This is a genomic window from Fructilactobacillus sp. X7R4C1 (genome assembly GCF_059901115.1).
Genome location: NZ_JBWXVD010000004.1, coordinates 36,554 through 61,030, shown reverse-complemented (window position 1 = coordinate 61,030; position 24,477 = coordinate 36,554). Strand labels below are relative to the sequence as shown.

Annotated in this window: 22 protein-coding genes and 1 other annotated feature; of the genes, 17 read left to right on the top strand and 5 right to left on the bottom strand. The window is 37.7% G+C overall.

The features are described 5' to 3' along the window. Positions 1-21: 21 nt before the first annotated feature. Positions 22-891 carry a helix-turn-helix domain-containing protein gene (locus tag AC6UC9_RS05180; RefSeq protein WP_500696065.1) on the top strand — a complete coding sequence of 290 codons (870 nt, stop codon included), beginning with the start codon at positions 22-24 and terminating at the stop codon, positions 889-891. Positions 892-911: 20 nt separating this feature from the next. Here the strand turns inward: AC6UC9_RS05180 and AC6UC9_RS05175 are convergent, their stop codons facing one another. The 5 genes from AC6UC9_RS05175 to rpsD form a co-directional block, all read right to left on the bottom strand. After that, the gene (locus AC6UC9_RS05175) at positions 912-1,403 is read right to left on the bottom strand and encodes a universal stress protein (protein WP_500694366.1); all 492 of its coding nucleotides are present in this window, start codon (positions 1,401-1,403) and stop codon (positions 912-914) included. Between the two features lie 68 nt (positions 1,404-1,471). Next, the gene (locus AC6UC9_RS05170) at positions 1,472-1,756 is read right to left on the bottom strand and encodes a hypothetical protein (RefSeq protein WP_500701336.1); all 285 of its coding nucleotides are present in this window, start codon (positions 1,754-1,756) and stop codon (positions 1,472-1,474) included. 6 nt (positions 1,757-1,762) lie between these two features. Next, the gene (locus tag AC6UC9_RS05165) at positions 1,763-3,046 is read right to left on the bottom strand and encodes a replication-associated recombination protein A (protein ID WP_500701335.1); all 1,284 of its coding nucleotides are present in this window, start codon (positions 3,044-3,046) and stop codon (positions 1,763-1,765) included. Between the two features lie 14 nt (positions 3,047-3,060). Next, positions 3,061-3,519 carry a YueI family protein gene (locus AC6UC9_RS05160; protein ID WP_500701334.1) on the bottom strand — a complete coding sequence of 153 codons (459 nt, stop codon included), beginning with the start codon at positions 3,517-3,519 and terminating at the stop codon, positions 3,061-3,063. A gap of 108 nt (positions 3,520-3,627) precedes the next feature. After that, complete coding sequence (gene rpsD, locus AC6UC9_RS05155) at positions 3,628-4,233, bottom strand: 30S ribosomal protein S4 (protein ID WP_039144319.1); 606 nt, start codon at positions 4,231-4,233, stop codon at positions 3,628-3,630. 330 nt (positions 4,234-4,563) lie between these two features. On the opposite strand from rpsD, the gene ezrA reads away from it, so the two are divergent. The 16 genes from ezrA (at position 4,564) to rny (ending at position 24,455) form a co-directional block, all read left to right on the top strand. Next, positions 4,564-6,282: a septation ring formation regulator EzrA gene (gene ezrA, locus AC6UC9_RS05150; protein WP_500701333.1), complete on the top strand. Its 1,719-nt coding sequence runs from the start codon at positions 4,564-4,566 to the stop codon at positions 6,280-6,282. A gap of 113 nt (positions 6,283-6,395) precedes the next feature. After that, on the top strand, positions 6,396-7,541 hold the full coding sequence (locus tag AC6UC9_RS05145; protein ID WP_500701332.1) for a cysteine desulfurase family protein: 1,146 nt from the start codon (positions 6,396-6,398) through the stop codon (positions 7,539-7,541). Positions 7,542-7,574: 33 nt separating this feature from the next. Further along, positions 7,575-8,798 carry a tRNA uracil 4-sulfurtransferase ThiI gene (thiI, locus tag AC6UC9_RS05140; RefSeq protein WP_500701331.1) on the top strand — a complete coding sequence of 408 codons (1,224 nt, stop codon included), beginning with the start codon at positions 7,575-7,577 and terminating at the stop codon, positions 8,796-8,798. A gap of 42 nt (positions 8,799-8,840) precedes the next feature. Beyond that, positions 8,841-9,044: a binding site (T-box leader), on the top strand. Between the two features lie 38 nt (positions 9,045-9,082). Beyond that, on the top strand, positions 9,083-11,749 hold the full coding sequence (locus AC6UC9_RS05135) for a valine--tRNA ligase (RefSeq protein WP_500701330.1): 2,667 nt from the start codon (positions 9,083-9,085) through the stop codon (positions 11,747-11,749). 49 nt (positions 11,750-11,798) lie between these two features. Next, positions 11,799-13,142 (top strand): bifunctional folylpolyglutamate synthase/dihydrofolate synthase, encoded by a 1,344-nt coding sequence (locus AC6UC9_RS05130; protein ID WP_500701329.1) that lies wholly within the window; start codon positions 11,799-11,801, stop codon positions 13,140-13,142. 107 nt (positions 13,143-13,249) lie between these two features. After that, positions 13,250-14,254: a rod shape-determining protein gene (locus tag AC6UC9_RS05125; protein ID WP_500694426.1), complete on the top strand. Its 1,005-nt coding sequence runs from the start codon at positions 13,250-13,252 to the stop codon at positions 14,252-14,254. 59 nt (positions 14,255-14,313) lie between these two features. Beyond that, positions 14,314-15,162: a rod shape-determining protein MreC gene (gene mreC, locus AC6UC9_RS05120; RefSeq protein ID WP_500694374.1), complete on the top strand. Its 849-nt coding sequence runs from the start codon at positions 14,314-14,316 to the stop codon at positions 15,160-15,162. Further along, positions 15,146-15,694 (top strand): rod shape-determining protein MreD, encoded by a 549-nt coding sequence (gene mreD / locus AC6UC9_RS05115; RefSeq protein ID WP_500701328.1) that lies wholly within the window; start codon positions 15,146-15,148, stop codon positions 15,692-15,694. The genes mreC and mreD overlap by 17 nt, the downstream gene beginning before the upstream one ends. Before the next feature lie 18 nt (positions 15,695-15,712). Further along, positions 15,713-16,393 (top strand): septum site-determining protein MinC, encoded by a 681-nt coding sequence (locus tag AC6UC9_RS05110; protein WP_500694376.1) that lies wholly within the window; start codon positions 15,713-15,715, stop codon positions 16,391-16,393. Next, a complete protein-coding gene (gene minD / locus AC6UC9_RS05105) occupies positions 16,393-17,196 on the top strand; it encodes a septum site-determining protein MinD (protein ID WP_500694377.1) in 804 nt (267 codons plus the stop codon). Before AC6UC9_RS05110 ends, minD begins: the two co-directional genes overlap by 1 nt. A gap of 67 nt (positions 17,197-17,263) precedes the next feature. Next, positions 17,264-18,526, top strand: a complete 1,263-nt coding sequence (gene yfmF, locus AC6UC9_RS05100) for an EF-P 5-aminopentanol modification-associated protein YfmF (protein WP_500701327.1) — start codon at positions 17,264-17,266, stop codon at positions 18,524-18,526. After that, positions 18,519-19,805 (top strand): EF-P 5-aminopentanol modification-associated protein YfmH, encoded by a 1,287-nt coding sequence (gene yfmH, locus AC6UC9_RS05095; RefSeq protein WP_500699820.1) that lies wholly within the window; start codon positions 18,519-18,521, stop codon positions 19,803-19,805. Before yfmF ends, yfmH begins: the two co-directional genes overlap by 8 nt. Before the next feature lie 71 nt (positions 19,806-19,876). Beyond that, entirely contained in the window at positions 19,877-20,842 is a 966-nt protein-coding gene (locus AC6UC9_RS05090) for a helix-turn-helix domain-containing protein (RefSeq protein ID WP_500701326.1), read from the top strand. Between the two features lie 73 nt (positions 20,843-20,915). Continuing rightward, on the top strand, positions 20,916-21,497 hold the full coding sequence (pgsA, locus tag AC6UC9_RS05085) for a CDP-diacylglycerol--glycerol-3-phosphate 3-phosphatidyltransferase (RefSeq protein ID WP_500699822.1): 582 nt from the start codon (positions 20,916-20,918) through the stop codon (positions 21,495-21,497). 23 nt (positions 21,498-21,520) lie between these two features. Continuing rightward, positions 21,521-22,759 carry a competence/damage-inducible protein A gene (locus AC6UC9_RS05080; RefSeq protein ID WP_500699823.1) on the top strand — a complete coding sequence of 413 codons (1,239 nt, stop codon included), beginning with the start codon at positions 21,521-21,523 and terminating at the stop codon, positions 22,757-22,759. Between the two features lie 139 nt (positions 22,760-22,898). Next, complete coding sequence (gene rny / locus AC6UC9_RS05075; RefSeq protein WP_500701325.1) at positions 22,899-24,455, top strand: ribonuclease Y; 1,557 nt, start codon at positions 22,899-22,901, stop codon at positions 24,453-24,455. Positions 24,456-24,477: the final 22 nt, after the last annotated feature.

The window sequence follows — 24,477 nt, the reverse complement described above, 5'->3', positions numbered from 1 at the left end:
ATAATGCCCTCAAAAGCGCTATTGAAAAAGATTGGAGCGAGAATTAAAAAACGCCGAATTGATATTCATATGACGCAGTCGGAGCTTGCCAAAGGACTATGTACTCAGTCAACCATCAGTGCGCTTGAAAATGATGGGTGTTTTAATCAATGGGTGATTATTCCAGAAATTGTGTCCCGATTGGGATTGAACTTAGACGAAGTTTGTTCTGATGAAAAGTATTGCTATGCTAAAAAAATACTGAAGAAAGTTGAATGCATTCTACTTCATTATCATTTCAAGAAAGCTAATACGATTATTGAAACAATTAAAGTTGAGAATATTGATTCAAGAGAAATCAAAGGAAGATATTATTGTGAACGTGGTTTTGCGGAACTATTTTGTGGTTTTTCTTTAGATGAAGTAATCCTATGCTTTCATACTATGATTGACTCGTGTTCCGTCAAAACAAATTTTATTTGTACTGCATGGAGTTATTTGGGCATTGCAATCTCATATCGGAGATTGGGATGTCAAAAATTGGCTCGTAAGTATTTGGATGATGCTTTGGTGAGGATGGGGCAATTGCTACATCGAAGAGAAATGAATACAATTGATCGATATGTTGTCATTAAGTTAGGACTTGCCATTGTCACTTTCGCATTTGTAGCTAACGATAATCAACTAGTGATTTCTGAATCCAATGTTATGATATCTTACCTAAAACGCAAGTATTCCTTCTATTGTTTGAAATCATTTTATAATTTGAAATATTTGAGTTATAAACGAGAAAAACTGTTTGAAAAGGCAGAAAGCACCCAAATTAAAATCAATCTTTTGAAAGGAGTAAGAGATAGCGGGCGGATTGATAAATTATTAAAAATTGCCAAAACAAAAAATCATTCGAAATAATCATCGAATGATTTTTTGTTTTACTTAGAAACTTTTTGTTTTCCTTTTTTAGGATCAACTTTTTGATTATTTAGATTTGTTCTTACAACTAATACATCACAGACCGCCATCCTAGTGACATATTCAGTTACTGAACCAATTAGTAACCGTTCAACACCATTTAACCCGGTTGCACCGATCATGATTAAATCAATATCGAGTTTGTCGGGAATTTCCTTTGAGATGATTGTTTTCGGTGCGCCATATTCGATTGAATAATCGACTTTGTTAACGCCATCATCCTTAGCTTCTCTGGCGTACTGTTCGAGTGTTTTTTTAGCGTTTTGAGTTACTTCTTCAACTACTGATGTATCAAAACTAGAGATATTTTGAAATGCTCGTGTGTCTACAACGTGGACAATGTGTAAATGAGCATCATTACGTTTGGCAACGGCAACGGCCTTTTTAAAAGCCAACTCGGATTCGTATGAACCATCAACGGGAACTAAAATATTATTGTATTCTTGTAGCATAAAAACCACCTCGATGTTTTATTTAACTTAATTCTAGTATTTTTTAATTGAAAAGTCAGATATAAAGGCTATTTATCCATGTATTGAATGATGAATAGTTCTGGAATCACAGCACACAAACACCCCGCACATAAAACTAACAGAGTAAAAACGGTGTTATCGAAGAATATTGAAATAATTCCAAAAATTGCTACCACAATTAGAATGACACCACTAATGAGTAAGATGATGCTTAATGAGGTAAACTTTTCGGGATGAAACAGTAGGAAACTTTTATGAGCATGGGTCAAAAAATAAATTCCGTTAATAATTAAAATTACGGAGAAAAATAACATTAAAACTTTTATGAGCATCGACAATTATTCCTTTCCGACATGCCTTTCAGCCTCGTTGATTTTTTCATATTGATCAGCTAGAGCTCTTTCGTATTTACCGTTCAGCTTTGGTTGGTAGTACTTGGCATTCTTAATTTTGTCAGGAAGATACTGCTGTTTAACCCAATCATTGGGATAATTATGTGGGTATTTATAACCGACGTGTCCTAGTTTTTTGGCACCCTTGAAATGGGCATCTTTTAAGTGATCAGGAATGTCTCCGTAATTGCCAGTTTTTACGTCAGATAAAGCCTTATCAATCGCTGTAATTCCTGAATTTGATTTTGGTGAAAGACAAAGATCAATGATGGCATCAGATAGCGGAATCCGTCCTTCAGGGAGACCGAGTTTATCAGCAGCTTGCACTGCCGATACTGTTCTGGAAGCAGCAGCCGGATTAGCTAACCCAATGTCTTCATACGCAATTACCATTAATCTTCTTGTTAGGGAGTTTAAATCCCCTGATTCAATTAACCTCGAGGCATAGTGTAGGGCCGCGTTAACATCGGAGCCACGAATTGATTTTTGAAGTGCTGACATCACGTTGTAGTGAGCGTCGCCATTTTTATCTTGACTTAGTGCTTTCTTTTGTAAACAAGCTTCAATATCAGCCAGAGTAATGTGAATGACGCCATCTTGGTCAGGCTTAGTGGACTTGGCGGATAATTCTAGGGCGTTTAAAGCACTTCTCAAATCACCATTGGTACTGTGAACTAAAAAGCTCATGGCGTTATGGTCAAGTTTGATCTTTAGATTACCTAAGCCATTTTGCTTGTCCGCTAGTGCTCGCTTAACGGCTTTGGTTATGTCATCACTGGTTAATGGATGAACTTGAAATATTTCTGTTCTAGAACGAATGGCCGGACTGATATTGATATAAGGATTTTCTGTCGTTGCCCCGATTAAGATAATTTGCCCACTTTCTAGTAGTGGTAACAAAAAATCCTGCTTGGTCTTATCTAACCGATGGATTTCATCTAGTAATAACACTACCGTTCCACTCATTTTAGCTTCTTCAGCTACCGCCTGGAGGTCCTTTTTGGTATCAGTTGCTGCATTTAACATCCGAAAAGCATATTTAGTCGAACCCGCAATTGCACTTGCAATGCTGGTTTTTCCGGTGCCAGGTGGACCATATAAAATCATTGATGAAAGCATTTTAGCTTTTACCATGCGATCAATAATCTTGCCCTTGCCAACCAAATCCTGTTGGCCAACAATATCTTCAATTTTAGTGGGCCTCATTCTGTAGGCGAGGGGCTTTTGCATTCTATAGCTTCTTTCTACTTAAATAACCGTGAAAACCATGATTGGTGTTTTTTAGGTTGATCGTTGTCATGTTTGGCGTTAACCTTACTAGGATCAAAATCAATATGGTCTTTATTAATTGCATCAGGGGCAACTAAGACCACGGCATATTGATTAGGCATCGTACCATAAGCGCTGTTGTTTTTTAAAGTAAAGTTGGTGTTATTTTGACTGGCTAACTTCATGTACGGTTGTTGCTGTTCTTCAGCTATATTGCCGTTAATGAAGAGTTGATAAGTGGGATGTTGTTTCATTTCTTTACTTAACTGATCGATTGCATCCTGGTTTTTATCTTCAGAAACCGTAATGGCGAAGTCGACCCGTTCTCGAAAAGTTCCCAAGTATTTTCGTTGCTCATCTGGGTTAATTTGAGGGGAGTTTCCACTCATTGCTTGATCAAGTCGATTTTGAACTGATCCTTTGTCATCTGTCATAATATTTGCTCCTTATTGAGTATTTACTACATTTTAACATTAAAGAAATTGGAGATACAAAAAGGCGGTCTCAATCGAGATCGCCTTTTCTTTAACAGACACAATATTTTAACGGTTGTAGTATTCAACAACTAATGAAGTATCGATGTCTGCATTTAATTCATCTGGTTGTGGATATCTAGTCAATGAACCCTCAAGCTTATCAGCATCAAATGATACATAAGCAGGGCGGCTCACAACTGATTCGACAGCTTCTTTGATGATGCCCATGTCCTTATCCTTTTCACGAACACCGATCACTTGACCGGGCTTTACTTCGTAAGAAGGGATATCAACTCGCTTGCCATCAACGGTAATATGACCGTGGTTAACTAATTGTCTAGCTTGTCGTCTAGTGGTAGCTAAGCCTAAACGGTAAACCATATTATCTAAACGGCTTTCAAGCATAATTTCAAAGTTATCACCATGCTTACCCTCACGGATTTTACCAGAGCGGTTAAACAATGAGTAAAATTGACGTTCAGTTAAACCATACATGTAACGTAATTTTTGCTTTTCACGTAATTGAACACCATATTCTGAAAGTTTTTGACGACGACCTTGGCCGTGAACACCTGGAGCATATGGACGACGTTGTAATTCTTTACCAGTACCTGATAAAGAAACTCCAAGACGACGAGAAATTCTCCAACTTGGACCTGTATATCTTGACATAAATGAATCCTCCAATAAAATATTTGGAGTAAAATAACGATGTACGCTTAGTATTCGTGCATATCCCTCTGAACTTTCGCCTCAGCAGCCAGTGGGTTACTAATTAAACTACAAGTAGCAAGGACATGTTGACGAGCTTACCGCATACTGCTGCATTATTTTACACAAGCTCAATTATATGAAATTAGCACTTAAAAGTCAATGCAACGTTGCAGTCGATGATCTTAAAAACTCAGAATGCTATCATAAATTTTTCTCATTTATGATATAATTACTTTAATAACGAGGAAAAGTTTATACATAATTAATTTGTTGAAGGACGGGTATTTAATGGTTAACGTCATTATTGGAATTTTAGTTGTAGTAGCTGTAATTTATTGTGCCGTGGTCATGTATCAGCACCATTTATTAAAAATTGCTGAAACAATTGAAAAACGCGTTAAGCGCCTAAATGATTTGAATCTGCAAGATGAGATTAATAAGGTGAAAGATATCGGCCTCACCGGTGATTCATTAAGTAGCGTTAATAGTGCTCAAGCTGATTTTGATAACGTTACTAATAACTTACTTCCTTCCGTCAAAAATAACGTTGAAGCGGTAAAAAGTGACGCAAAGGGAATTAACTTTGTTAAGACACGGGAAGTTTGCTCAGATGCAGAACAACAAATTAAAACCTCAGAAGATGATGTAAAGGTAATTCGTCAGTTTTTAGCTAAAATGAATCAGCTGAATTCTGAACATAAGAAGGCCATTACTGATTTAGAAGGTCGTTATAAAGAACTTCGAAAAGAATTGCTTACTAAGAATGCTTCCTTTGGGCCCGCAATTGATGCGCTTGAAAATCAGTTGTCGACGATTGAAGGGACCTTTGATGATTTTTCTAATCTATCAAAAAATGGTGATCACGAAAAGGCTGATAAAATTCTTGGTGATTTAAATAAGTCAACTAATCAGTTAGAAGCTAATGTGCAACAAATTCCTCATTTATATGCTACTAATAATGTAGAATTTAAAAATCAAATTGATGAGATTAGCTCAACTCATTCTAAAATGAATGCAAGTGGGTATGAATTTGCTGATGATGAATTTGACGTCTCTTTAGAGGAATTAAGAACAGCCGTTTCCGATAACCTTGAAAATATTGCTCACCTTGATTTAAAATTGGCCAAGGATTCTGATAGTGAGATTGAGACCAAGATTGATCGTCTTTACGATTTAATGGAAAAGCAATTAATTGCTAAGAAAAAAGTTGATAAAGGATTTAAGATCACTGGAGAATATATCCAACACGCCAAAAAACAAAATCAGGTTCTAATCGATGAATTAGATCGACTCAGTCATAATTACTCACTAGAACATGGTGAGATTGATAAGGCCAATGCTTTAGGAAAACAAATTGATGAAATTGAAGCTACCTATAAAAAAGATCGTGAGGCAATTGACAACAAGAAAGCCATTTATACTCACATCCTTGACAACGTTACTAGTAGCGATAGTCAATTAACGGAGATTGAAAAGAAACAACGGGCCATTAATGATTCGGTTGCTGACTTTAAGGATGAAGAGCAGAAGGCCCATCAGGTCTTAGATGATCTTGATTTGGAACTTCATGGGATTCAGCGTAAGATTGATGAGCTGAATTTACCGGGTATATCACAGGATTACATTGACTACTTTGGCATTGTGGCTGACGAGATTAAGGATCTTAATCGGACGATGGATAAGGTCAAGATTAGTATGGATGATGTTCAAAAACAGTTAAGCGTGATTAAATCAGATCGGGATACTCTTGAAGAGAAGACTGATGATTTGATTGATAGCTCATCGCTTGCTGAGCAAGTGATGCAATATGCCAATCGTTATCGAAATTCTGATCCAGAGATTAACAGAGCACTGGTAAAAGCTAAGCATCTGTTTGACGATGAATATAAGTATCCTGAAAGCTTAGAAACGATTGCCACTGCGATTGATAAAGCCAATCCTGGATCCTACAAGCGAATTGAAAATACTTATTACAAAAATAAGCAAGATTCACAAAATCAAAAGTAAGCACGAACAAGCTGAATTAGAGTTGGAACAATTCAGCTTGTTTTTATTATGTTTCAATGCTGGTATAATAAATCTTGTTATAATTTGGACGAATTAGAAAGAGAGGGTACCAAATGATTTACTTTGATAATAGTGCGACGACTAAAGTAGATAGTCAGGTTTTGGATACCTATAATCAGGTAAGTGAAAAGATCTGGGGAAATCCTTCCAGCCTTCATAACTTTGGTCAACAATCGTTTAATCTATTGAATCAATCAAGAAATCAAATTGCGAGAATCCTAGGAGTAGAACCTAACGAAATCTACTTTACTAGTGGAGGAACTGAAGGTGACAATTGGGTTATAAAGGGGACCGCCAAAGAGAAACATCAATTTGGTAAGCATATCATCACTTCTTCTGTTGAACATGCAGCGGTGAAAAATTCAATGCACGCTTTAGAAGATTTGGGATTTGACGTTACTTATTTACCAGTTGATAAAGAGGGACGAGTTTCAGCAAAAGATTTAGAATCCGCTATTAGACCGGATACTATCTTGGTGTCAATCATGGCGGTTAATAATGAGATGGGCGCCATTGAACCCATCAATGAAATTAGTGATGTCTTAAAACAATATCCCAAAATTCATTTTCATGTTGACGCCGTCCAGGCTGTTGGGAAAGGCCTACACGATTTGGTTTTCAATGATCGAGTTGATTTTGTCACATTTTCTGGGCATAAATTTCATGCTCCCAGAGGAATTGGTTTGATCTATGGGAAAAACGGTCGTAAGATTGCCCCATTAATGGATGGTGGTGGACAAGAACGAGGACAACGGAGCGGGACTGAGAATTTGCCTGCGATAGCAGGGATGGCTAAGGCACTCAGAATCATTTCGGATCATGAATCTGAAAGCATTGCACGTGAACAAAAGATCAGAGAACGAATTTATGCTCATATTACTAAGTTCAACAAGGTTCATCCTTTCTCCGGTTTATCAGACCACTTTGCTCCACACATTCTTTGCTTTGCAATTGAGGGAGTGAAGGGTGAAACGATCGTGCATGCCTTTGAAGAACATGGAATTTACATTTCTACTACGAGTGCTTGTTCATCCAAAAAAGAGGAAACGGCAGGAACTTTAGATGCTATGGGAGTAGACCAAAGCATCGCTCGCAGTGCCGTTCGAATTTCCTTAGGAGACAGAAATACTTTAGATGAGGCTGATAAGTTTAATCAAGTATTTGATGAGTTGTACGAAGAATTCAAAAAGTTAAGTTAGATAATCATTAAAGAATAGTAAGGAAGTGAGAGTGTGAAGTATAGTGAGATTATGGTTCGTTACGGCGAACTGTCCACAAAGGGAAAAAATCGCAGGGTCTTTATTGGGCAGCTGGGACATAACATTAGGCAAGTTTTAAAACAGTTTGATGGAGTCACCGTTGACGCCCAGCGGGATCGGTTACATGTCAGTTTGCATGGTCAAGATGCAGCTCCAGTGATGGCAGCCCTAAAAAAAGTCTTTGGAATTGAGACTTTTTCACCAGTTGTTAAGTTGGAAAAAAATACCCCAATTGAAGATATTCAGAAAAAGGCACTCGCAATGATTTCGAATCAATTCCAGGGTGGTCAAACATTTAAGATTTCAACTAACCGTCAAAATAAAGATTATCCATTAAACACTTATCAAGTAAATGATGAGGTTGGCGGGTATGTCTTAGATCATTTAGATGGGATTAAAGCTCAAATGAAAAGACCTGACATTAACTTACAGATTGATGTCAGAATGTCTGGCATTTATTTATCAAGTGAGACGATTCAGGGAGCATTAGGACTACCAGTTGGAACTGGCGGACGTGGTACCATGATGCTTTCAGGAGGCATTGATTCACCCGTTGCGGCGTACATGGCCATGAAGCGTGGAGTAAAGTTAGATATGATTCATTTCTACAGTCCTCCATATACTAGTGAACAAGCGCTAGCAAAGGCTAAGGACCTCACGGCGAAGCTTTCAGCATTGGGTGGAACCGTTGATTTTATCCAGGTCCCATTTGCTAAGATTCAAGAAGAGATTAAAGAAAAAGTTCCAGAGGGTTACTTGATGACGGTTCAGCGCCGGATGATGTTGAGAATTGCCGCAGCAATTACCATTGCACGTCATTGTGATGGAGTATTTACCGGTGAATCGTTAGGACAAGTTGCTTCACAGACTTTAGAAAGTATGCGAGCCATTAATGATGTGACTAATTTGCCAGTTCTACGTCCGTTGCTTTCTTTGGATAAGACTGAGATTATTAAGATTGCTGAACAAATTGACACCTATGATTTATCAATTCTTCCTTATGAGGACTGCTGTACGATCTTTACCCCACCAGCACCGAAAACAAAGCCGGACGTGGAGAAAGCCAGAAAGTTTGAAAGAAACATTGACGTGGATGGTTTAATGAAAGAAGCCATTGACGGTATTACGATCAGTAAGATTCACCCAAATGATGATTATTTGAACGCTAATGAAGATGTTTTTTCAGAATTACTTTAATGTGATTGACTAAAGATTATAAATTGAGTAATATTTATTATGTTAAATGCTTTGATCAAGAGGTTGGTTGTTATGACGCGCAGAGAGTGGACACGTGCTGGAAAGTCCATGCGTTAAAACTGTCATTGTTGCTTGTGAGCAGTTATGTTGAATGAATTAAGATGTAATCGGTACTAGCCGTTATCTAGTTAAGTTGGAATTAGCAATAATTCAATTTAGGTGGTACCGCGAGCATTCGTCCTATTCTGGACGGATGCTTTTTATTTTAAAAATGAGGTGAAGAAATGGCAAAAGAAGTAGATATGTCAACGAAATATGATCCCAACTCAGTTGAAGCAGGGATGTATAAGAAATGGCTTGATGAGGATGTTTTCAAGCCAAATGGGGATAAAAAGGCAAAACCATATTCAATTGTTTTACCTCCGCCAAATGTGACCGGTAAGCTTCACTTGGGTCATGCCTGGAATACCACCCTTCAAGACATGTTGATTAGACAGAAACGGATGCAAGGTTATGATACAGTTTGGATTCCTGGGATGGATCATGCTGGAATTGCAACTCAGGCAAAAGTTGAAGCAATGCTTAACGAGAAGGGAATCTCGCGGTACGATTTAGGTCGTGAAAAATTTGTCGATAAGGTTTGGGAATGGAAAGACGACTTTGCTGATACGATCCATAAACAGTGGGCCAAACTGGGGTTATCGCTTGATTACAGTCGTGAACGCTTTACGTTGGATGATGGTTTGTCAAAAGCCGTCAGGAAAGTATTTGTTGACCTGTATAATCAAGGGTTAATTTATCGTGGTGAATACATTATTAATTGGGATCCAAAGGCTCGGACTGCTTTATCTGATATTGAAGTTATTCACAAAGATGATAAAGGCGCTTTCTATCACGTTAAGTATCCGTTTGCTGATGATACTAAATTTAATGGAAAGAATTACATTGAAATCGCTACAACTCGTCCTGAGACTATGATGGGTGATACTGCTGTCGCAGTGAACCCAAGTGATGATCGTTATAAAGATTTAGTGGGTAAAAAAGTGGTTGTTCCACTCGTAAATCGGACCATTCCGATTATTGTCGATCAGTACGTTGATCCTGAATTTGGGACTGGAATGGTTAAGATTACGCCAGCCCACGATCCTAATGATTTTAAAGTTGGGAACAGACATGATTTAAAACGGATTAATACCATGAATGAAGACGCTACGATGAACGAAAATGCTGGGAAGTATGAAGGCATGGATCGTTTTGATGCTCGAAAGGCAATGGTCAAGGACCTTGAAGATCAAGGTTTGATGATTAAAATTGATCCCATTGTTCACTCGGTTGGTCATTCTGAAAGAACCGGGGTTCAGGTTGAAGCTCGTCTTTCGACTCAATGGTTTGTAAAAATGAAACCATTGGCCAAAAAGGCAATGGAGAATCAAAAGACCAATGATGCGGTTAGTTTCATTCCAGAACGATTTGAGCATACCTTTATGCAATGGATGGAAAACGTTCATGATTGGGTTATTTCAAGGCAACTATGGTGGGGACATCGGATTCCTGCCTGGTACAATAATGAGACTGGCAAGATTTACGTTGGCGAAAACGCTCCTAAGGATCCCGAAAACTGGACGCAAGATCCAGACGTGTTGGATACCTGGTTTTCATCAGCTTTATGGCCATTTACAACCCTTGGTTGGCCTGATACTGACTCAAAAGATTATCAACGCTATTTTCCTACCAACACGCTTGTAACTGGTTATGATCTGGTATTCTTCTGGATCTCAAGAATGATTTTTCAAAGTTTACATTTTACCGGTAAGCGTCCATTTAAAAACGTGCTGTTACATGGTTTAATTCGTGATGAACATGGGGTTAAGATGAGTAAGTCTTTAGGTAACGGGATTGATCCAATGGATGTTATTGATCAGTACGGAGCGGATGCCTTGAGATGGTGTCTTTCAACTGGAACAACGCCTGGACAGGATATGAAGTTTAGTTATAGTAAGGTTGAATCAGCCTGGAATTTTGTCAATAAGATTTGGAATGCCAGTCGTTATGTCATCATGAATTTAGGTGATATGTCTAAACCAGAGTTACCAGCTCAATCAGAATGGAATTTATCCGATCGATGGATTCTTTCGAAATTAAACTCTGTTGTTAAGCATGTTACCGAAGAATATGACAAGTTTAACTTTGGTGAAGCCAACCGTTCACTTTATGATTTTATTTGGAATGATTTTTGTGATTGGTACATTGAAATGAGTAAGGAAATTTTGACTGGCTCAGATGAAAAAGCCAAACAAAACACGCGAAATATCCTAGCTTACGTTTTGGATCAAATTTTGCGATTACTCCAACCAGTTATGCCATTTGTTACTGAAAAAATTTGGCTTTCAATGCCGCACGTTGGTGAATCATTGGTGGTAGCTGAGTATCCAGTAACTCATGATGAGTTTGATGATAAAAAAGCAGAATCAAATATGAATCATCTGATTGACGTTATTAAAGCGGTCAGAAATATCCGTTCGGAGGTTAATGCACCACTATCTAGTCCAGTTGACATTCTAGTTAAAACTAAGAATTCCGATTTGAAAAAGGTACTAGAAGATAACAGTGACTACATTGAACGATTTGGTCATCCTAATAAGTTAGAGATTGGTTCTGACATTAATATTCCTAAATTGGCTATGACATCGGTAATTACTGATGCTGAGATCAGTATCCCATTGGATGAACTGGTTGACCTAAATGATGAAAAAGAAAGGCTACAAAAAGAAGTCCAAAAATTTGAATCGGAAGTCAAACGAGCACAGAAAAAATTAGCTAATAAAAAGTTTGTAGACAATGCTCCGGAGGCAGTTGTCAACGAGCAAAAGGAAAAGCAAACCGACAATGAGGCTAAACTTAAAGCCGTTAAAATCCAACTTAAAGATGTAATCGATGCTTTAAATAAGTAAAAGACGAGGCTCAGCTAAACAGCTGAGCCTTCTTTTTAGAGGAGTGGCAATGGTGATTGATAGTTACAGTGCAGCATTAAAGTATATCCATGGTAGACCACGAATTAAAAAAGAACCACCTACAAAGCGGATGGATCACTTTATGAAGAAATTGGATTTTCCAGAAAAAACGCTAAACTGCATTCACGTAGCGGGAACTAATGGAAAGGGCTCATGTGTTGCTTATTTAAGTAACATGTTAATGGCTTCTGGACTCTCAGTTGGAACTTTTACTTCACCATTTATGATTAAGTTCAACGAGCGGATCAGTGTGAATAATCAACCAATTTCAGATGATGAAATTTTAGAGTTGGTGCGTGAAATTAAGCCGATTGTCGATGAAATTGATAAGAATGATCCTGATTTAGGTCCCTCTGAATTTGAAATCATTTGCGCTATGATGTTCATCTATTTCCGTGATCATCCCGTTGACGTTGTGATTGTGGAGGCCGGAATTGGAGGAAGATCCGATTCAACCAACGTGGTTAATTCGGAAATGTCAATTATTACTACCATTGGGATGGATCACATGGCACTGCTTGGTGATTCGGAAGAAAAAATTGCGGATAATAAGGCTGGAATTATTCGCCAAAACCGTCCATGTGTGATTGGAGGGATCAAAGCAGGTCCGAGAAAGGTGATTGAACGAGCAGCTATAAAATTAGATAGTCCGATTTGGGAATTAAAGCGTGATTATCAATTCGTGCCGGTAAATCAAAATCATTTTAATTTTTCAAGTGCTCATTTGAACATTGATAACATTTCAATGAAACAAATTGGAAGCTTTGAAATGGAAGATGCTGCAATTGCGATTGAAACTTTCTTGGTTTATGCGTTCAAATATTTAAACATGACAGAACCATCCATGATTTCTTCGGTCAAAGCGGGAATTAGTTCAACAAAATGGATTGGAAGGATGGAAGTAATTAATCATGATCCCACGATTATGATTGATGGGGCACATAATGTCCCAGCAATTCAGAGCCTTTTGTCGTCGCTTCGTTTTAGAAGTAGTAAGTGGAGAAATTCTCATCTTACAATTGTGATGGGGGTTTTCGCTGACAAACAGTATCCAGAAATGCTAAAAATTGTTGAATCTTTGCCTAATAGTGACGTTATTTTGACACGGTTTTCTGCGGGAGAAAAGCGAGCAAGTGCTGACTTTTCTAAACTTGATATCAATAACTTCCCTAATGTTTCATTAGTTAGCGATTGGCATAAAGCACTGAACAAATCGGTAAAAAAGGTCCGTGACAGTAAAAATGATAATCAGTTAATTTTGGTTACTGGATCGCTGTTATTTATCTCGGAAGTTAGAAAATATATTAAAGAAAATGAAGAAAAACTTAAGTAACTAATTTTGGCCTTATATTTCTGACTGATATAAATGCAGTATGATATACTAGTCTTATCAAAGTAATTACTTAAAAATTAAAACTTAAAATTGAAGGGATGAATAAATTGTTCGGATTAGGTACAAAAAACATCGGAATCGATTTAGGAACCGCTAATACCATTGTTTATGTTGATGGAAAAGGAATCGTTTTACGAGAACCCTCTGTGGTTGCTAAAAATACAAAAACTGGCGAGATTGTTGCTGTTGGTCAACAAGCCGAATCTATGATTGGTAGAACGCCTGCCAGCATTGAAGCTATTCGTCCAATGAAAGACGGTGTAATTGCTGATTATGATACTACTGTGACCATGATGAAATATTATATCGATAAAGCATTGGGAAGCCACGGTGGTAAGCCTTATGTAATGGTTTGTGTTCCAAGTGGTATCACTGCTGTAGAAAAGCGTGCCGTAATTGATGCTACTCGAGTTGCTGGAGCAAAGGATGCTTATGTAATCGAAGAACCATTTGCTGCTGCAATTGGTGCCGGTCTACCAGTTATGGATCCAACTGGAAGCATGGTTGTTGACATTGGTGGTGGAACTACCGACGTCGCCACTATTTCTCTTGGTGGGATCGTATCATCACGTTCGGTGAGAATGGCTGGTGATAAGTTGAACGAAGTGATCGTTACCTTTATCAGAAAAAATTATAATGTGCTAATTGGTGAACCAACTGCAGAACATTTGAAATGCACCATTGGTTCTGCATCAATTGGTGCCGCAAAGGACATGAATGATGAAACCGTTCGTGGAAGAGACTTATTGACCGGCCTTCCTAAGTCAGTTGAAGTAACTGCGGAGGATGTGGCTTCCGCAATGCACGAAGACATTCTTGAGATTATCACTACGATTAAAGAAACTCTAGAAGAGACATCTCCTGAAATTTCTGCTGATGTGATTGATCATGGAATTGTTCTTACTGGTGGCGGTGCTCTACTCAAAAATCTCCCAGAAGTAGTATCAGATGCCACTCAAGTTCCTGTGACAATTGCCAAAGATCCGATGGATTGTGTAGCGATTGGAACCGGTGAATCGCTTAAAAGTATTGAGGCAATGAATAGAAAATAAATTGGATAAGCGGGGATGAATTCCCGCTTATTTATTTTAAGCACGTACGGAGGATTATTATGCACAAGTTTTTTTCAAGTCGAAAGCTAGTAATCATTGTCGTTTGCTTAATTATTGGCTTAGGTTTGATTAGTGGGTCAGTGGCAGTGCGAAAAAATCGTGCTACTCCTCCATTGATTCAACAAGTTGGAAATGATGTTGTTGGATTTGGCGATCGAATTGTTAGTATTCCTGCCAATGGCGTTGGCTCATTGTTTGGTGCCACTGATAATTTGTTAAATACTTATCAGGAAAATAATCATTTAAAGGGTCAGGTTGAACAATTAGCTCAAACTCAAGTTAAAAATCAAGCACTGGAAAATGAAAATGAAAAATTAAGACAACAGTTAAATATAAAGGGGACTCCCACGGACTACAAGGCGATTAATGCTAGCGTAATTACTAGGACGCCATCCTCATGGCAAAATCAACTGATCATTAATAAGGGATCGGCTGCAGGAGTTCAAAAGAACATGTCTGTAATTGTTAATTCTGGATTAGTTGGTCGGGTTGCTGAAGTTAATAAGACCAACAGTAAAGTCGAACTAATCACCGACAAAAGTGATACTGCTAGTCGTTTTGCGGTTCAGGTTCAAGGAGAAAAGAAAGTCGTTAATGGATTAATTGACGGTTATAATCGTGATACTAATGAGTTGGTAATGGGAAGTGTTACTAATCAAGACAAGATCAAGACTGGGACGAAAGTTATGACTAATGGTCTTGGTGGCGTGACTCCTAAGGGACTTTATGTCGGAAAAGTTGCTGGAACTAAACAAAATAGTGATGGTATTTCTGAAAAAGTCAACATTAAACCAGCTGCAAACATGGATGATATTGAGGCGGTGACCGTAATTGGCAAGAAGGATTAGAAGAGGAAGTCCAATGAGACGTCCTTCCCGGTTAAAGTTCTTATATCCAATTGGGTTGGTCATTTCATTTCTACTGGAAGGAACGATTTCTAAACTTTTTTCACCAGTACTTTTTGGCAAATTTTCAATGGTACCTTACTTAACCTTATTGTGGTTGGTAATGGCCACTCTTTTTGCGCGCCATGAGAAATTACACATGGGCTGGTGGGCCTTAGGAATTGGAATCGTTTATGATATTTATTACGTTGGAATTATTGGGATCTTTACGTTTGCATTTCCGCTGGTGGTTTATGTTAATCGAATGGTTTTAAAATTTGTGCGTGAAAACATGGTCACTTCATCTCTACTTTATGTTGGGGATGTTTTGGTGGTATTTATTTTGAGCTACTTAGGTGACCGAATTGCACATATTGCCTCTCTTAGTGGTGTACAGTTATTGATTTATACTTTAGGGCCAACGTTAGTGTTGAACCTGATCTTATTTGTAATTCTGTATCTCCCAATCAGGGCACTTTTCAATTATTTTAGTTAAACTAGGAGCATTGACTGTATGGAAAATGTAGTTTTAAAGGGTACTCAAAATGGTTATGAAATTAATATTTCTGATACCAGTAGTTTTGATAGTGACATTAATGAATTCAAGAACTTGATGGAACAACTTAGTAGTGGAAAAGAATTAGGGAATGCTAAACAATTTTCTTTTGATGTTTTTACCGGGAATCGGATTCTCACTGGAGCGCAAAAGCAAACGTTAAGGGAGATTGTTTCTAAATATCCAAGGATGAGTATCAGGCGATTTATGGCTGATGTAGTTACTACATCAGAAGCATACCGAATCCGGGACTTAAATAAGGTTTCCGTCATTGGGAGAACCATCAGAAATGGTGAAGAGATTACAGCCAAGGGCGACGTCCTTTTTTTTGGTGCCATTCATGAGGGAGGTAAATTACTTGCGGGCGGTAACGTTTATAATTTAGGATATGTGAGAGGAATTGTGCACGCTGGATTTCCGAACGATGAAGAGGCCATTGTAATTGGCAACTTAAACGATGCCCAGCAGGTTCGGATCGGAGAACAGTTTGATATCGTCAGCGATAATAAGAATAGAATTTCTGAAAACAGCCGTACTGTTATTTACATTAATGACTTACATACTATCGAGTATGGCAATTTAGATCAGATTAAAGACATTAGTCCGAAGTTTTATAATCGAATAGGAGGAACCGAATAATGGGAAAAGCAATCGTTATTACCTCTGGAAAGGGTGGAGTTGGTAAAACAACTACTTCAGCTAACATCGGGACTGCTTTAGCCTTAATGGGGAAGCGCGTCTGTTTGATGGATTTGGATATCGGCCTTAGAAACCTTGACGTGGTTCTTGGACTAGATAATCGAATTATGTATGACATCGTTGACGTTGCCAATGGACGGGTTCCACTGCAAAAAGCATTGGTAAAGGATAAACGCTTTGACGATAATTTATACTTATTACCAGCCGCTCAAAATACAGATAAATCGGCCTTAAAAGAGGACCAAGTTAAAGATATTGTTGATGAATTAAAGCCACAGTTTGATTTCGTGTTGATTGATTGTCCAGCAGGAATTGAACAAGGGTTTCTCAATTCCGTTGCCGGAGCAGATAGTGCCATTGTGGTTACCACACCGGAAATTTCTGCGGTTCGAGATGCAGATCGAATTGTAGGGCTATTAGGAAAGCATCCTTTAAAAGAAGCTCCAAGGTTGGTTATTAATCGAGTTCGACCAAGTATGATGGACAATGGCGATGTAATGGATGTTGACGAAATTACTCATCACCTGGGAATTAGTTTACTTGGAGTTGTAGTTGATGATGATAAGGTGATTACTACTTCAAATCATGGCGAACCAGTAGTTTTAGATACTGATGATCCTGCATCAACGGCTTATCGTAACATCGCACGACGCTTGCTTGGAGAAACCGTTCCATTGATGAAAATTAAGCCACAGAAAAAAGGGTTTTGGTCTAAATTCAAACACGTATTTACAAAGAATTAGTTATACTAATTGATAAAGTTCTCTTAGAATTCTTTCTATGGGAACTTTTTATTTTGGAGGAATTAGTTTGAAAAAAACAATCACAGATGGGGTTTATTTAAATGTTCATGAGAGTAATAAATTCAAAACAACAGCGATTACAATTGACTTTGTTGCCCCGTTAAACTATGCAGATTATTCTGCTAGAACCATGGTCTCGGAAATGATGGAAAATTATAGTCACAAGTACGATTCAAAATTAAAGTTGGCTAGAAGACTTTCCGAACTATTTGGTGCCAGCTTTGGAACAAATGTGTTTAAAGTTGGCAATCGTAGTGTGTTGAGAGTGGTTATGAGCTTTGTTAATGATGAATTTACGTTGGATAATTCTGACGTTTTTGACGATGCGTTGACTTTTCTTTCAGAAGTTATTTTTCATCCCAACCTTGATGGTGAACATTACGTCAAGGAACAATTTGAAATTCAACGAAAAAATTTAATTCAATATTTAGATTCTCTTAATGATGACCATCGTTATTATGCAGCGAAGAGAGTTCGAGAGCTTTACTTTTCCGACCAACCCAATTATGCCAATTCAATCATTGGAAATCAGGAGCAAATTAAAAACTTAGAAAATGCAGCTGTTGTAAGAGAGTGGGAAAACCTTCTTAAAAACGACGAGATTTATATTTCGATTTTAGGCGATCTTTCGGAGAAACAAACTCAGATGATTGAGACGCATCTACCGTTTTTACCCAGAAGGGAATTTAATGAGCCAATGAATCGCAATTTTAGCCCCTTACCGATCAGGACTCAGGTTGAAAAAATTAATGGAGAACAATCCAAGTTTGATTTAGCTTTTGATTTTCCTATTTTTGTAAATGATGATGACTATTACGCAGCAATTGTTTTTAATGCTTTGCTTGGGGGAGCCCAACAATCATTAATGTTTCACAATATTCGTGAAAAACATAGCTTAGCATATTACATTTCGAGTAATTATAATTCTACTTTGGGGTATGTGTTAATTGAAAGTGGCATTAACGCGGTGGACGTGGATCAAGTTAGCCAGTTAATTGGTGAGCAAGTTAGTTTAATTCAGAAACAAGAGTATTCGGATCAGCGATTTTTAGACATTAAATCAGCATTGATTGATGGATATTATTCTAAATTTGATAGCCAACGCCGAACGCTTAATGGTGATTTTATTAATGAACTATATGGGATCGATTTGAGCCCCAGTCAATGGATTAATAGAGTTAGAGGGGTTACCAGTGACGATGTAAGTCAAGTAGCTTCGAAGTTTAAATTGCGGGCTAAATTTTTATTGGAAGGAATTAATAATGGTTGAAATTAAGTATGACAAGCTAAATGAAACGGTTTACCGCTATCAATTAGATAACGGAATGAAAGTATTTATTGACTCTAAGCCAGGCTTTCATTCAACCTACGGCATTTTAAACGTTCATTTTGGTGCAATTAATAATTTGATTTTGGAAAATAAACGATCCCGAAAGATGCCGCTCGGAATTGCTCATTTTTTGGAACATAAAATGTTTGATAAACAAAATTATGATTCAAGTGATCAGTTTGGCAAATTTGGATCGGATTCAAATGCGTTTACGAGTTTTGATCAAACCAGTTATCTTTTCAATACAACTAATCATGTTGGTGATAATTTAGATGTTTTAGTTGATTTGGTTCAGCATCCGTATTTTGACGAAAAAAAAGTTCAAAAAGAGCAGGGCATCATTGGACAGGAAATTATGATGTATCAAGATGATCCCGGTTCTAGAATTTATTTTGATACGATCGGAAATATGTATCATAACTCTCCACTTGATCATGATATTGCGGGCACAATTGATTCAATTGCCAAAATTACGACAGAAGACTTGTATGCAATGTATAACCAGTATTATGTTCCAAACAATATGGATTTAATGCTCGTTGGAAATGTCAACGAGAGTGATGCGATTGAAAGGATTGAAAGACTTGAAAGAACCATTCCCTCAATTAGTCAATCTGAGATTTTAACCTTGAAGCGGCAAACGAACGATGCCATTAAGAAAAGCTCGATTATATCAGATGAGCATACTACTATGAATTTGACAACAGGGAAAGTTGCGGTTGGATTTAGAGGACCCGACGAGATTAGTAGTGGGGTCCAATTCACTAAAAACGAATTATCACTGGGATTGTTTTTGTCGATGATTTTTTCTGAAGATGCTGAGCCATATCAAAAACTCTATTCCAAGGAGATCATAAATGATTCGTTTGGTTATGACTTTGATCTAGAAGATGGTTATCAATTTGTGATCTTTGTAGAGGATTCAAATCGTCCAGAAGAGTTTCGAAAAGCCGTTGAACGTGAAATTAAGAATGGATTAAATGACGACGCAAAATTGTCTAAGATTTTTAACCTAATTAAACGAGAAGAAATTGGACAGTATATTTCACTTATGAATTCCAACTCGGCTATTGCGAATCAAATGGGAGATCCACTAAATGGATATACCAATCTTTTTGATGAGGTTCAAATCTTAAACCAACTTTCCGTTCATGAGGTAATTGATTTTGCTAGTAAATTCTTTGACTTTAATAAAACAACTTTGAAGGTTATTTCCTAATGTATATCTTTTTTTAAGGTAACGCGTTGTGATATACTGACAATGAAATCTAAAACGATGGGGTTTTACATATGGATAAAGAAGAAAAAAATCAAAAAAGTGTAAACATTGGTCAATTATTGCGTAAGGCTAGAGTTGACTCAGGAATTTCAATTGATGACGTTCAAAAGAAAACTAAAATTCAAAAACGTTATTTAGAAGCAATTGAACAAGATGACTTTAAGGCACTGCCTGGTGATTTTTACGTTCGTGCTTTTGTTAAACAGTTTGCAGATGCAGTTGGTTTAAACGGAAGCGAGTTTATTCAAAAATATGACTCCGAGCTTCCTGGTGGAGAAAAGTTTGGCTCTTCTGAGGACGATAACGGTGAGGGTCAAAATAACATTAAGGAAAATCCTCAACCAGTTCAGTCTGAGATGCCCAAACAACGTTCTGTTAGACATCACTCAACGAGTCCAGAATCAGGCCCTTCAGGATCTGGTGTGAAGAAACTAATTCCGATTGTTGGAATTGTGGTCATTGTGATTATTATCATTGGCGTCATCTGGGTTGGAGCCGGAAAGTTAGCTCATCACAATTCAGATACTACTTCAAGTACAACGTCTGTTTCCGTATCTTCGGATAGTTCAAGTTCGATGGCCAGCTCGCGTTCGAAGAAGGCCGCTCAGGATAAGGCCAAAGAGGCCAAAACAAAGAATCAGAATAATCAAGGAACCCAGATTGCTAAGGGTGCTAATGAGAACGAGTACAATGTTAAAACCAATGAAAAAGAAACAAAGGTCACTTTAAAGGGAAATGCTAAGTCTTGGTCAGCTGTTTCGGTTAATGGATCACAGGTTTGGCAGGGAACTTTAAATCCCAACCAGACTCATGATGTCACCATTCCTGCTAACACGAAAGAATTTAACGTTAACCTCGGCAATGCCCCCGCTACTGACATCACGATTAACGGTCAAAAAGCTAATTTAGAGAAGCCCGCTAACAATGGGAATGCTCAAGTTAGAAATGTCACTTTTAAAATTACAGATAAACTTTAACCCAAACCTAAATAACGATCTGTTAAAGATAGCAGGTCGTTATTTTAGCGTTTAACCTCAGGAGGATAAACTTTTGAACTTACCAAATAAATTAACTTTATTTAGAATAATTTTAATACCAATATTTTTAATTTTACTGGTTGTGCCAATGGATCTTGGCAGCGTGATGATCGTGGGAACCATGATTCCAGTTACACAGGTTTTAGCTACCGTGGTATTCATTGTGGCAGCGTTAACGGACTTTTTGGATGGTCAAATTGCGAGAAGACGACACCTAGTGACTAATTTTGGGAAATTCGCTGACCCGTTAGCGGATAAGATGTTGGTAATGTGTGCCTTCATTGTCTTAGTTGGTCTTGGCAGTGTTGCTAGTTGGATTGCTGCTATCATTGTTTGTCGTGAATTAGCCGTGACTGGTTTACGTTTAATTGTTGTTGAAAATGATGGTGAAGTTGTTGCGGCTGCGTGGCCAGGCAAGATTAAAACCTTTTTCCAGATGATTGCGATTATTATTCTGTTATTAAATAATGCATTATTTAATAACATTAATCTTCCGATGGGCCAAATCTGTTTGTACATCTGCTTATTCTTTACCATTTACTCTGGCATTGAGTACTTTTACAAGAACCGAAAAGTTTTTTCTGATTCATTTTAATTAATACAGTTAGGAGTGGTTTGATGAATGCTGAAATAATATCAGTTGGGACGGAAATTCTCCTTGGTGAAATTACTGACACCAGTGCGCCCTTTATTGCGCGTCATCTGGCAAATTTAGGAATTGATGTTTACTTTCAAGACACCGTTGGAGATAATTACAAACGGTTAGAAGCTGTTATAAAGCTTGCTGAAAGTCGAAGCAACTTAGTGGTTTTAACAGGTGGGTTAGGTCCTACCGAAGATGACATTACTAAGATTGTGCTAGCTAAGCATTTGGGTCTTGGGTTAGATACGAATCAAAAAGCACTGGAAAAAATTAATCATTTTCATAAAAATTATCCAATGGAAAAGCCTCAAAATGCTGATATTCAAGCTGAATATATCCACGGTTCGACTGTATTACCAAATGATAATGGTTTTGCTGTTGGTATGTTTTTAAGGACTAAAAACTGTGATTACTTGGTTTTACCGGGACCACCAGTTGAGATGCAACACATGTTTACTAAATATGCACTTCCAATTTTGACTAAATTAGCTAGTGGTAATCCCGTTATTGCTTCCAAAGTAATGCGTTTCTTTGGAATTGGTGAAACAGAACTTGAGGACCAATTAAAGCCCTTGATTTCTCATCAAACGAATCCAACTTTAGCAACGTACGCTAAGCGAAATGAAGTTACCCTAAGAATTACTGCGAGTGGAAAGAAAAAATCAGATGTCGATCATTTAATTGATGAAATGATCTTTAAAGTAAACTCAATTGTAGGGAAATATTTCTATGGTTTTGGTGATGATAACTCATTGGCTAAAGTAGCTGTTAATATCCTTAAAAAGAAAGCATTGTCAATCACTGCGGCAGAATCACTTACTGCTGGGATGTTTCAGAGTCGGCTTGGTGATGTCTCAGGTGTCTCTGAGGTTTTCCCAGGCGGATTTGTGACTTATTCAGTTAAAGTGAAAGAGGGTGTCTTGCACATTCCAAGCGAAGTGATTGATAAGCATGGAGTGGTTTCATCTGAGACGGCTGTTTGGATGGCTAAAAATTCGAAAGCAATTCTCAATACTGACGTTTCGGTTTCTTTTACTGGAGTTGCTGGACCTGATGAATTGGAAGGACATCCTGCTGGGAATTTCTGGGTAGGAATTTCATTACCTGATGGTGAGGTTAAGACCCGTGAATTTAATTTTGGCAAGGATCGAAATGAAATTCGTGATTACGCTACAAAATGCGGTCTTAAAATGATTTATGATAATTTAAAGTGAAAATAGGAGGATATTGGTTCTCCTATTTTGTACATACTAGTTGACACTGATTTTTCTAAACTTTAGAATTAAGAAGTGAATAACGTTTATGCTAGTTATTTAAATAAATTTTTTATTAGTGATACGGAGGCATATGTAAATGATAGTTACAGTTGTTTCCGCTGTTATCGCTGTCGTTGTTGGTTTTTTGATTGGTCAGTTCACCTATAAGCAGGTATCTGAGAAGAAGTTAGATGCTGCTCATGAAAGCGCAAAAGATATCCTTTCTGATGCTGAAAAGCAAGCTGAGAACTCGCTTAAAGAAGCTAGTTTAGAGGCAAAAGAGAAGGGGAATGCTTATCGACTTCAAGTAGAAAAAGAGTTGAAAAAGCGTCGTCTTGAAGTTCAAAAACAAGAAGATCGTTTGTTGAAACGTGAAGAAACGCTTGATCGAAAGGATAGTGCGTTTGAGAAACGTGATAATTCTTTGGAACGGCAAGAAGAAAAACTTGAAAAAGAAAAGCAAGAACTGACAAAGAAACAACAAAAAGCAGATTCACTTATTGAAAAACGGCAACAGGAAGTTGCCAGAGTTTCTAATTTAACTAAAGAGGAAGCTCGTACGATGGTAATTGATGAGACTAAGCAAGAATTGGCTGATACCCGTGCTCAAATGATTAAAGAGAGTTACGATGCTGCTAAAGAAACTTCTGCTAAGGATGCTAAAAACTTGATTGTTGAAGCACTTCAACAGAGTTCTGCTGATATTGTCTCAGAGACTACTGTGTCTGTAGTAACTTTACCCAATGATGATATGAAAGGTAGAATCATTGGACGTGAGGGTCGAAACATTAGAACCTTTGAATCATTGACTGGGATTGATTTAATTATTGATGACACTCCCAATGCGGTGGTTTTAAGTGGCTTTAATCCAGTTCGACGTGAAGTCGCCAAAATGGCACTTGAAAAGTTGATTAAAGACGGAAGGATTCATCCAGCACGTATTGAAGAAATGGTTGAGAAGAGTAAAAAAGAACTCGATGCTCAAATTCAAGAGACTGGGGAAAACGTTGTCTTTGATTTAGGGATTCATTCAATGAATCCTGATTTGATTAAATTAATTGGTCAATTGAAATATAAAATTTCATATGGACAAAATGTTTTATCACGCTCCATTCAAGTAGCAAAATTGGCGGGAGTGTTTGCTGCTGAGTTAGGTGAAGATGTTACATTAGCGAAAAGAGCGGGATTGTTGCGTGATATTGGTCTGTCGTCAAATAGTGGAACTGATGTTTCATACGTTGATGCTGGGATTGATATTGCAAAGAAATATGGTGAGAGCCCAGAAGTAATTGATACAATTCAGTTAGGTGGTCAAAAAAGTGAGCCACATTATATGATTTCAGAATTAGTTGATGTTGCCGATAAGATTTCAATGGCACGACCTGGTGCAAAGAGTGATTCACTTGAAAGCTTCGTTCATCGTTTAGATAAACTTGAAAAAATTAGTAATAGTTTTGACGAGGTTTCCAAGAGTTACGCTGTTCAGGCGGGTCGCGAAATTAGAGTGATTGCCAAACCCGAAAAGATTTCTGACACAGAAGCAATTGTACTTGCCAGAGATATTAAAGATAAGATTGAAAAGGAAATGAATCATCCTGGTCATGTCAAGGTAGATGTGATTCGGGAAGTCCGCTCAGTTGAATATGCCAAGTAAAAGATCAGAGATTATCCTGGTC

Bases quoted from the DNA above. Each gene is read 5' to 3' on its own strand.
- AC6UC9_RS05135 (WP_500701330.1), top strand. From the start codon at position 9,083: ATGGCAAAAGAAGTAGATATGTCAACGAAATATGATCCCAACTCAGTT.
- AC6UC9_RS05170 (WP_500701336.1), bottom strand. From the start codon at position 1,756: ATGCTCATAAAAGTTTTAATGTTATTTTTCTCCGTAATTTTAATTATT.
- AC6UC9_RS05145 (WP_500701332.1), top strand. From the start codon at position 6,396: ATGATTTACTTTGATAATAGTGCGACGACTAAAGTAGATAGTCAGGTT.
- AC6UC9_RS05130 (WP_500701329.1), top strand. From the start codon at position 11,799: ATGGTGATTGATAGTTACAGTGCAGCATTAAAGTATATCCATGGTAGA.
- AC6UC9_RS05175 (WP_500694366.1), bottom strand. From the start codon at position 1,403: ATGCTACAAGAATACAATAATATTTTAGTTCCCGTTGATGGTTCATAC.
- minD (WP_500694377.1), top strand. From the start codon at position 16,393: ATGGGAAAAGCAATCGTTATTACCTCTGGAAAGGGTGGAGTTGGTAAA.
- AC6UC9_RS05080 (WP_500699823.1), top strand. From the start codon at position 21,521: ATGAATGCTGAAATAATATCAGTTGGGACGGAAATTCTCCTTGGTGAA.
- rny (WP_500701325.1), top strand. From the start codon at position 22,899: ATGATAGTTACAGTTGTTTCCGCTGTTATCGCTGTCGTTGTTGGTTTT.
- mreC (WP_500694374.1), top strand. From the start codon at position 14,314: ATGCACAAGTTTTTTTCAAGTCGAAAGCTAGTAATCATTGTCGTTTGC.
- yfmH (WP_500699820.1), top strand. From the start codon at position 18,519: ATGGTTGAAATTAAGTATGACAAGCTAAATGAAACGGTTTACCGCTAT.
- AC6UC9_RS05090 (WP_500701326.1), top strand. From the start codon at position 19,877: ATGGATAAAGAAGAAAAAAATCAAAAAAGTGTAAACATTGGTCAATTA.
- AC6UC9_RS05160 (WP_500701334.1), bottom strand. From the start codon at position 3,519: ATGACAGATGACAAAGGATCAGTTCAAAATCGACTTGATCAAGCAATG.
- AC6UC9_RS05165 (WP_500701335.1), bottom strand. From the start codon at position 3,046: ATGCAAAAGCCCCTCGCCTACAGAATGAGGCCCACTAAAATTGAAGAT.
- rpsD (WP_039144319.1), bottom strand. From the start codon at position 4,233: ATGTCAAGATATACAGGTCCAAGTTGGAGAATTTCTCGTCGTCTTGGA.
- ezrA (WP_500701333.1), top strand. From the start codon at position 4,564: ATGGTTAACGTCATTATTGGAATTTTAGTTGTAGTAGCTGTAATTTAT.
- AC6UC9_RS05110 (WP_500694376.1), top strand. From the start codon at position 15,713: ATGGAAAATGTAGTTTTAAAGGGTACTCAAAATGGTTATGAAATTAAT.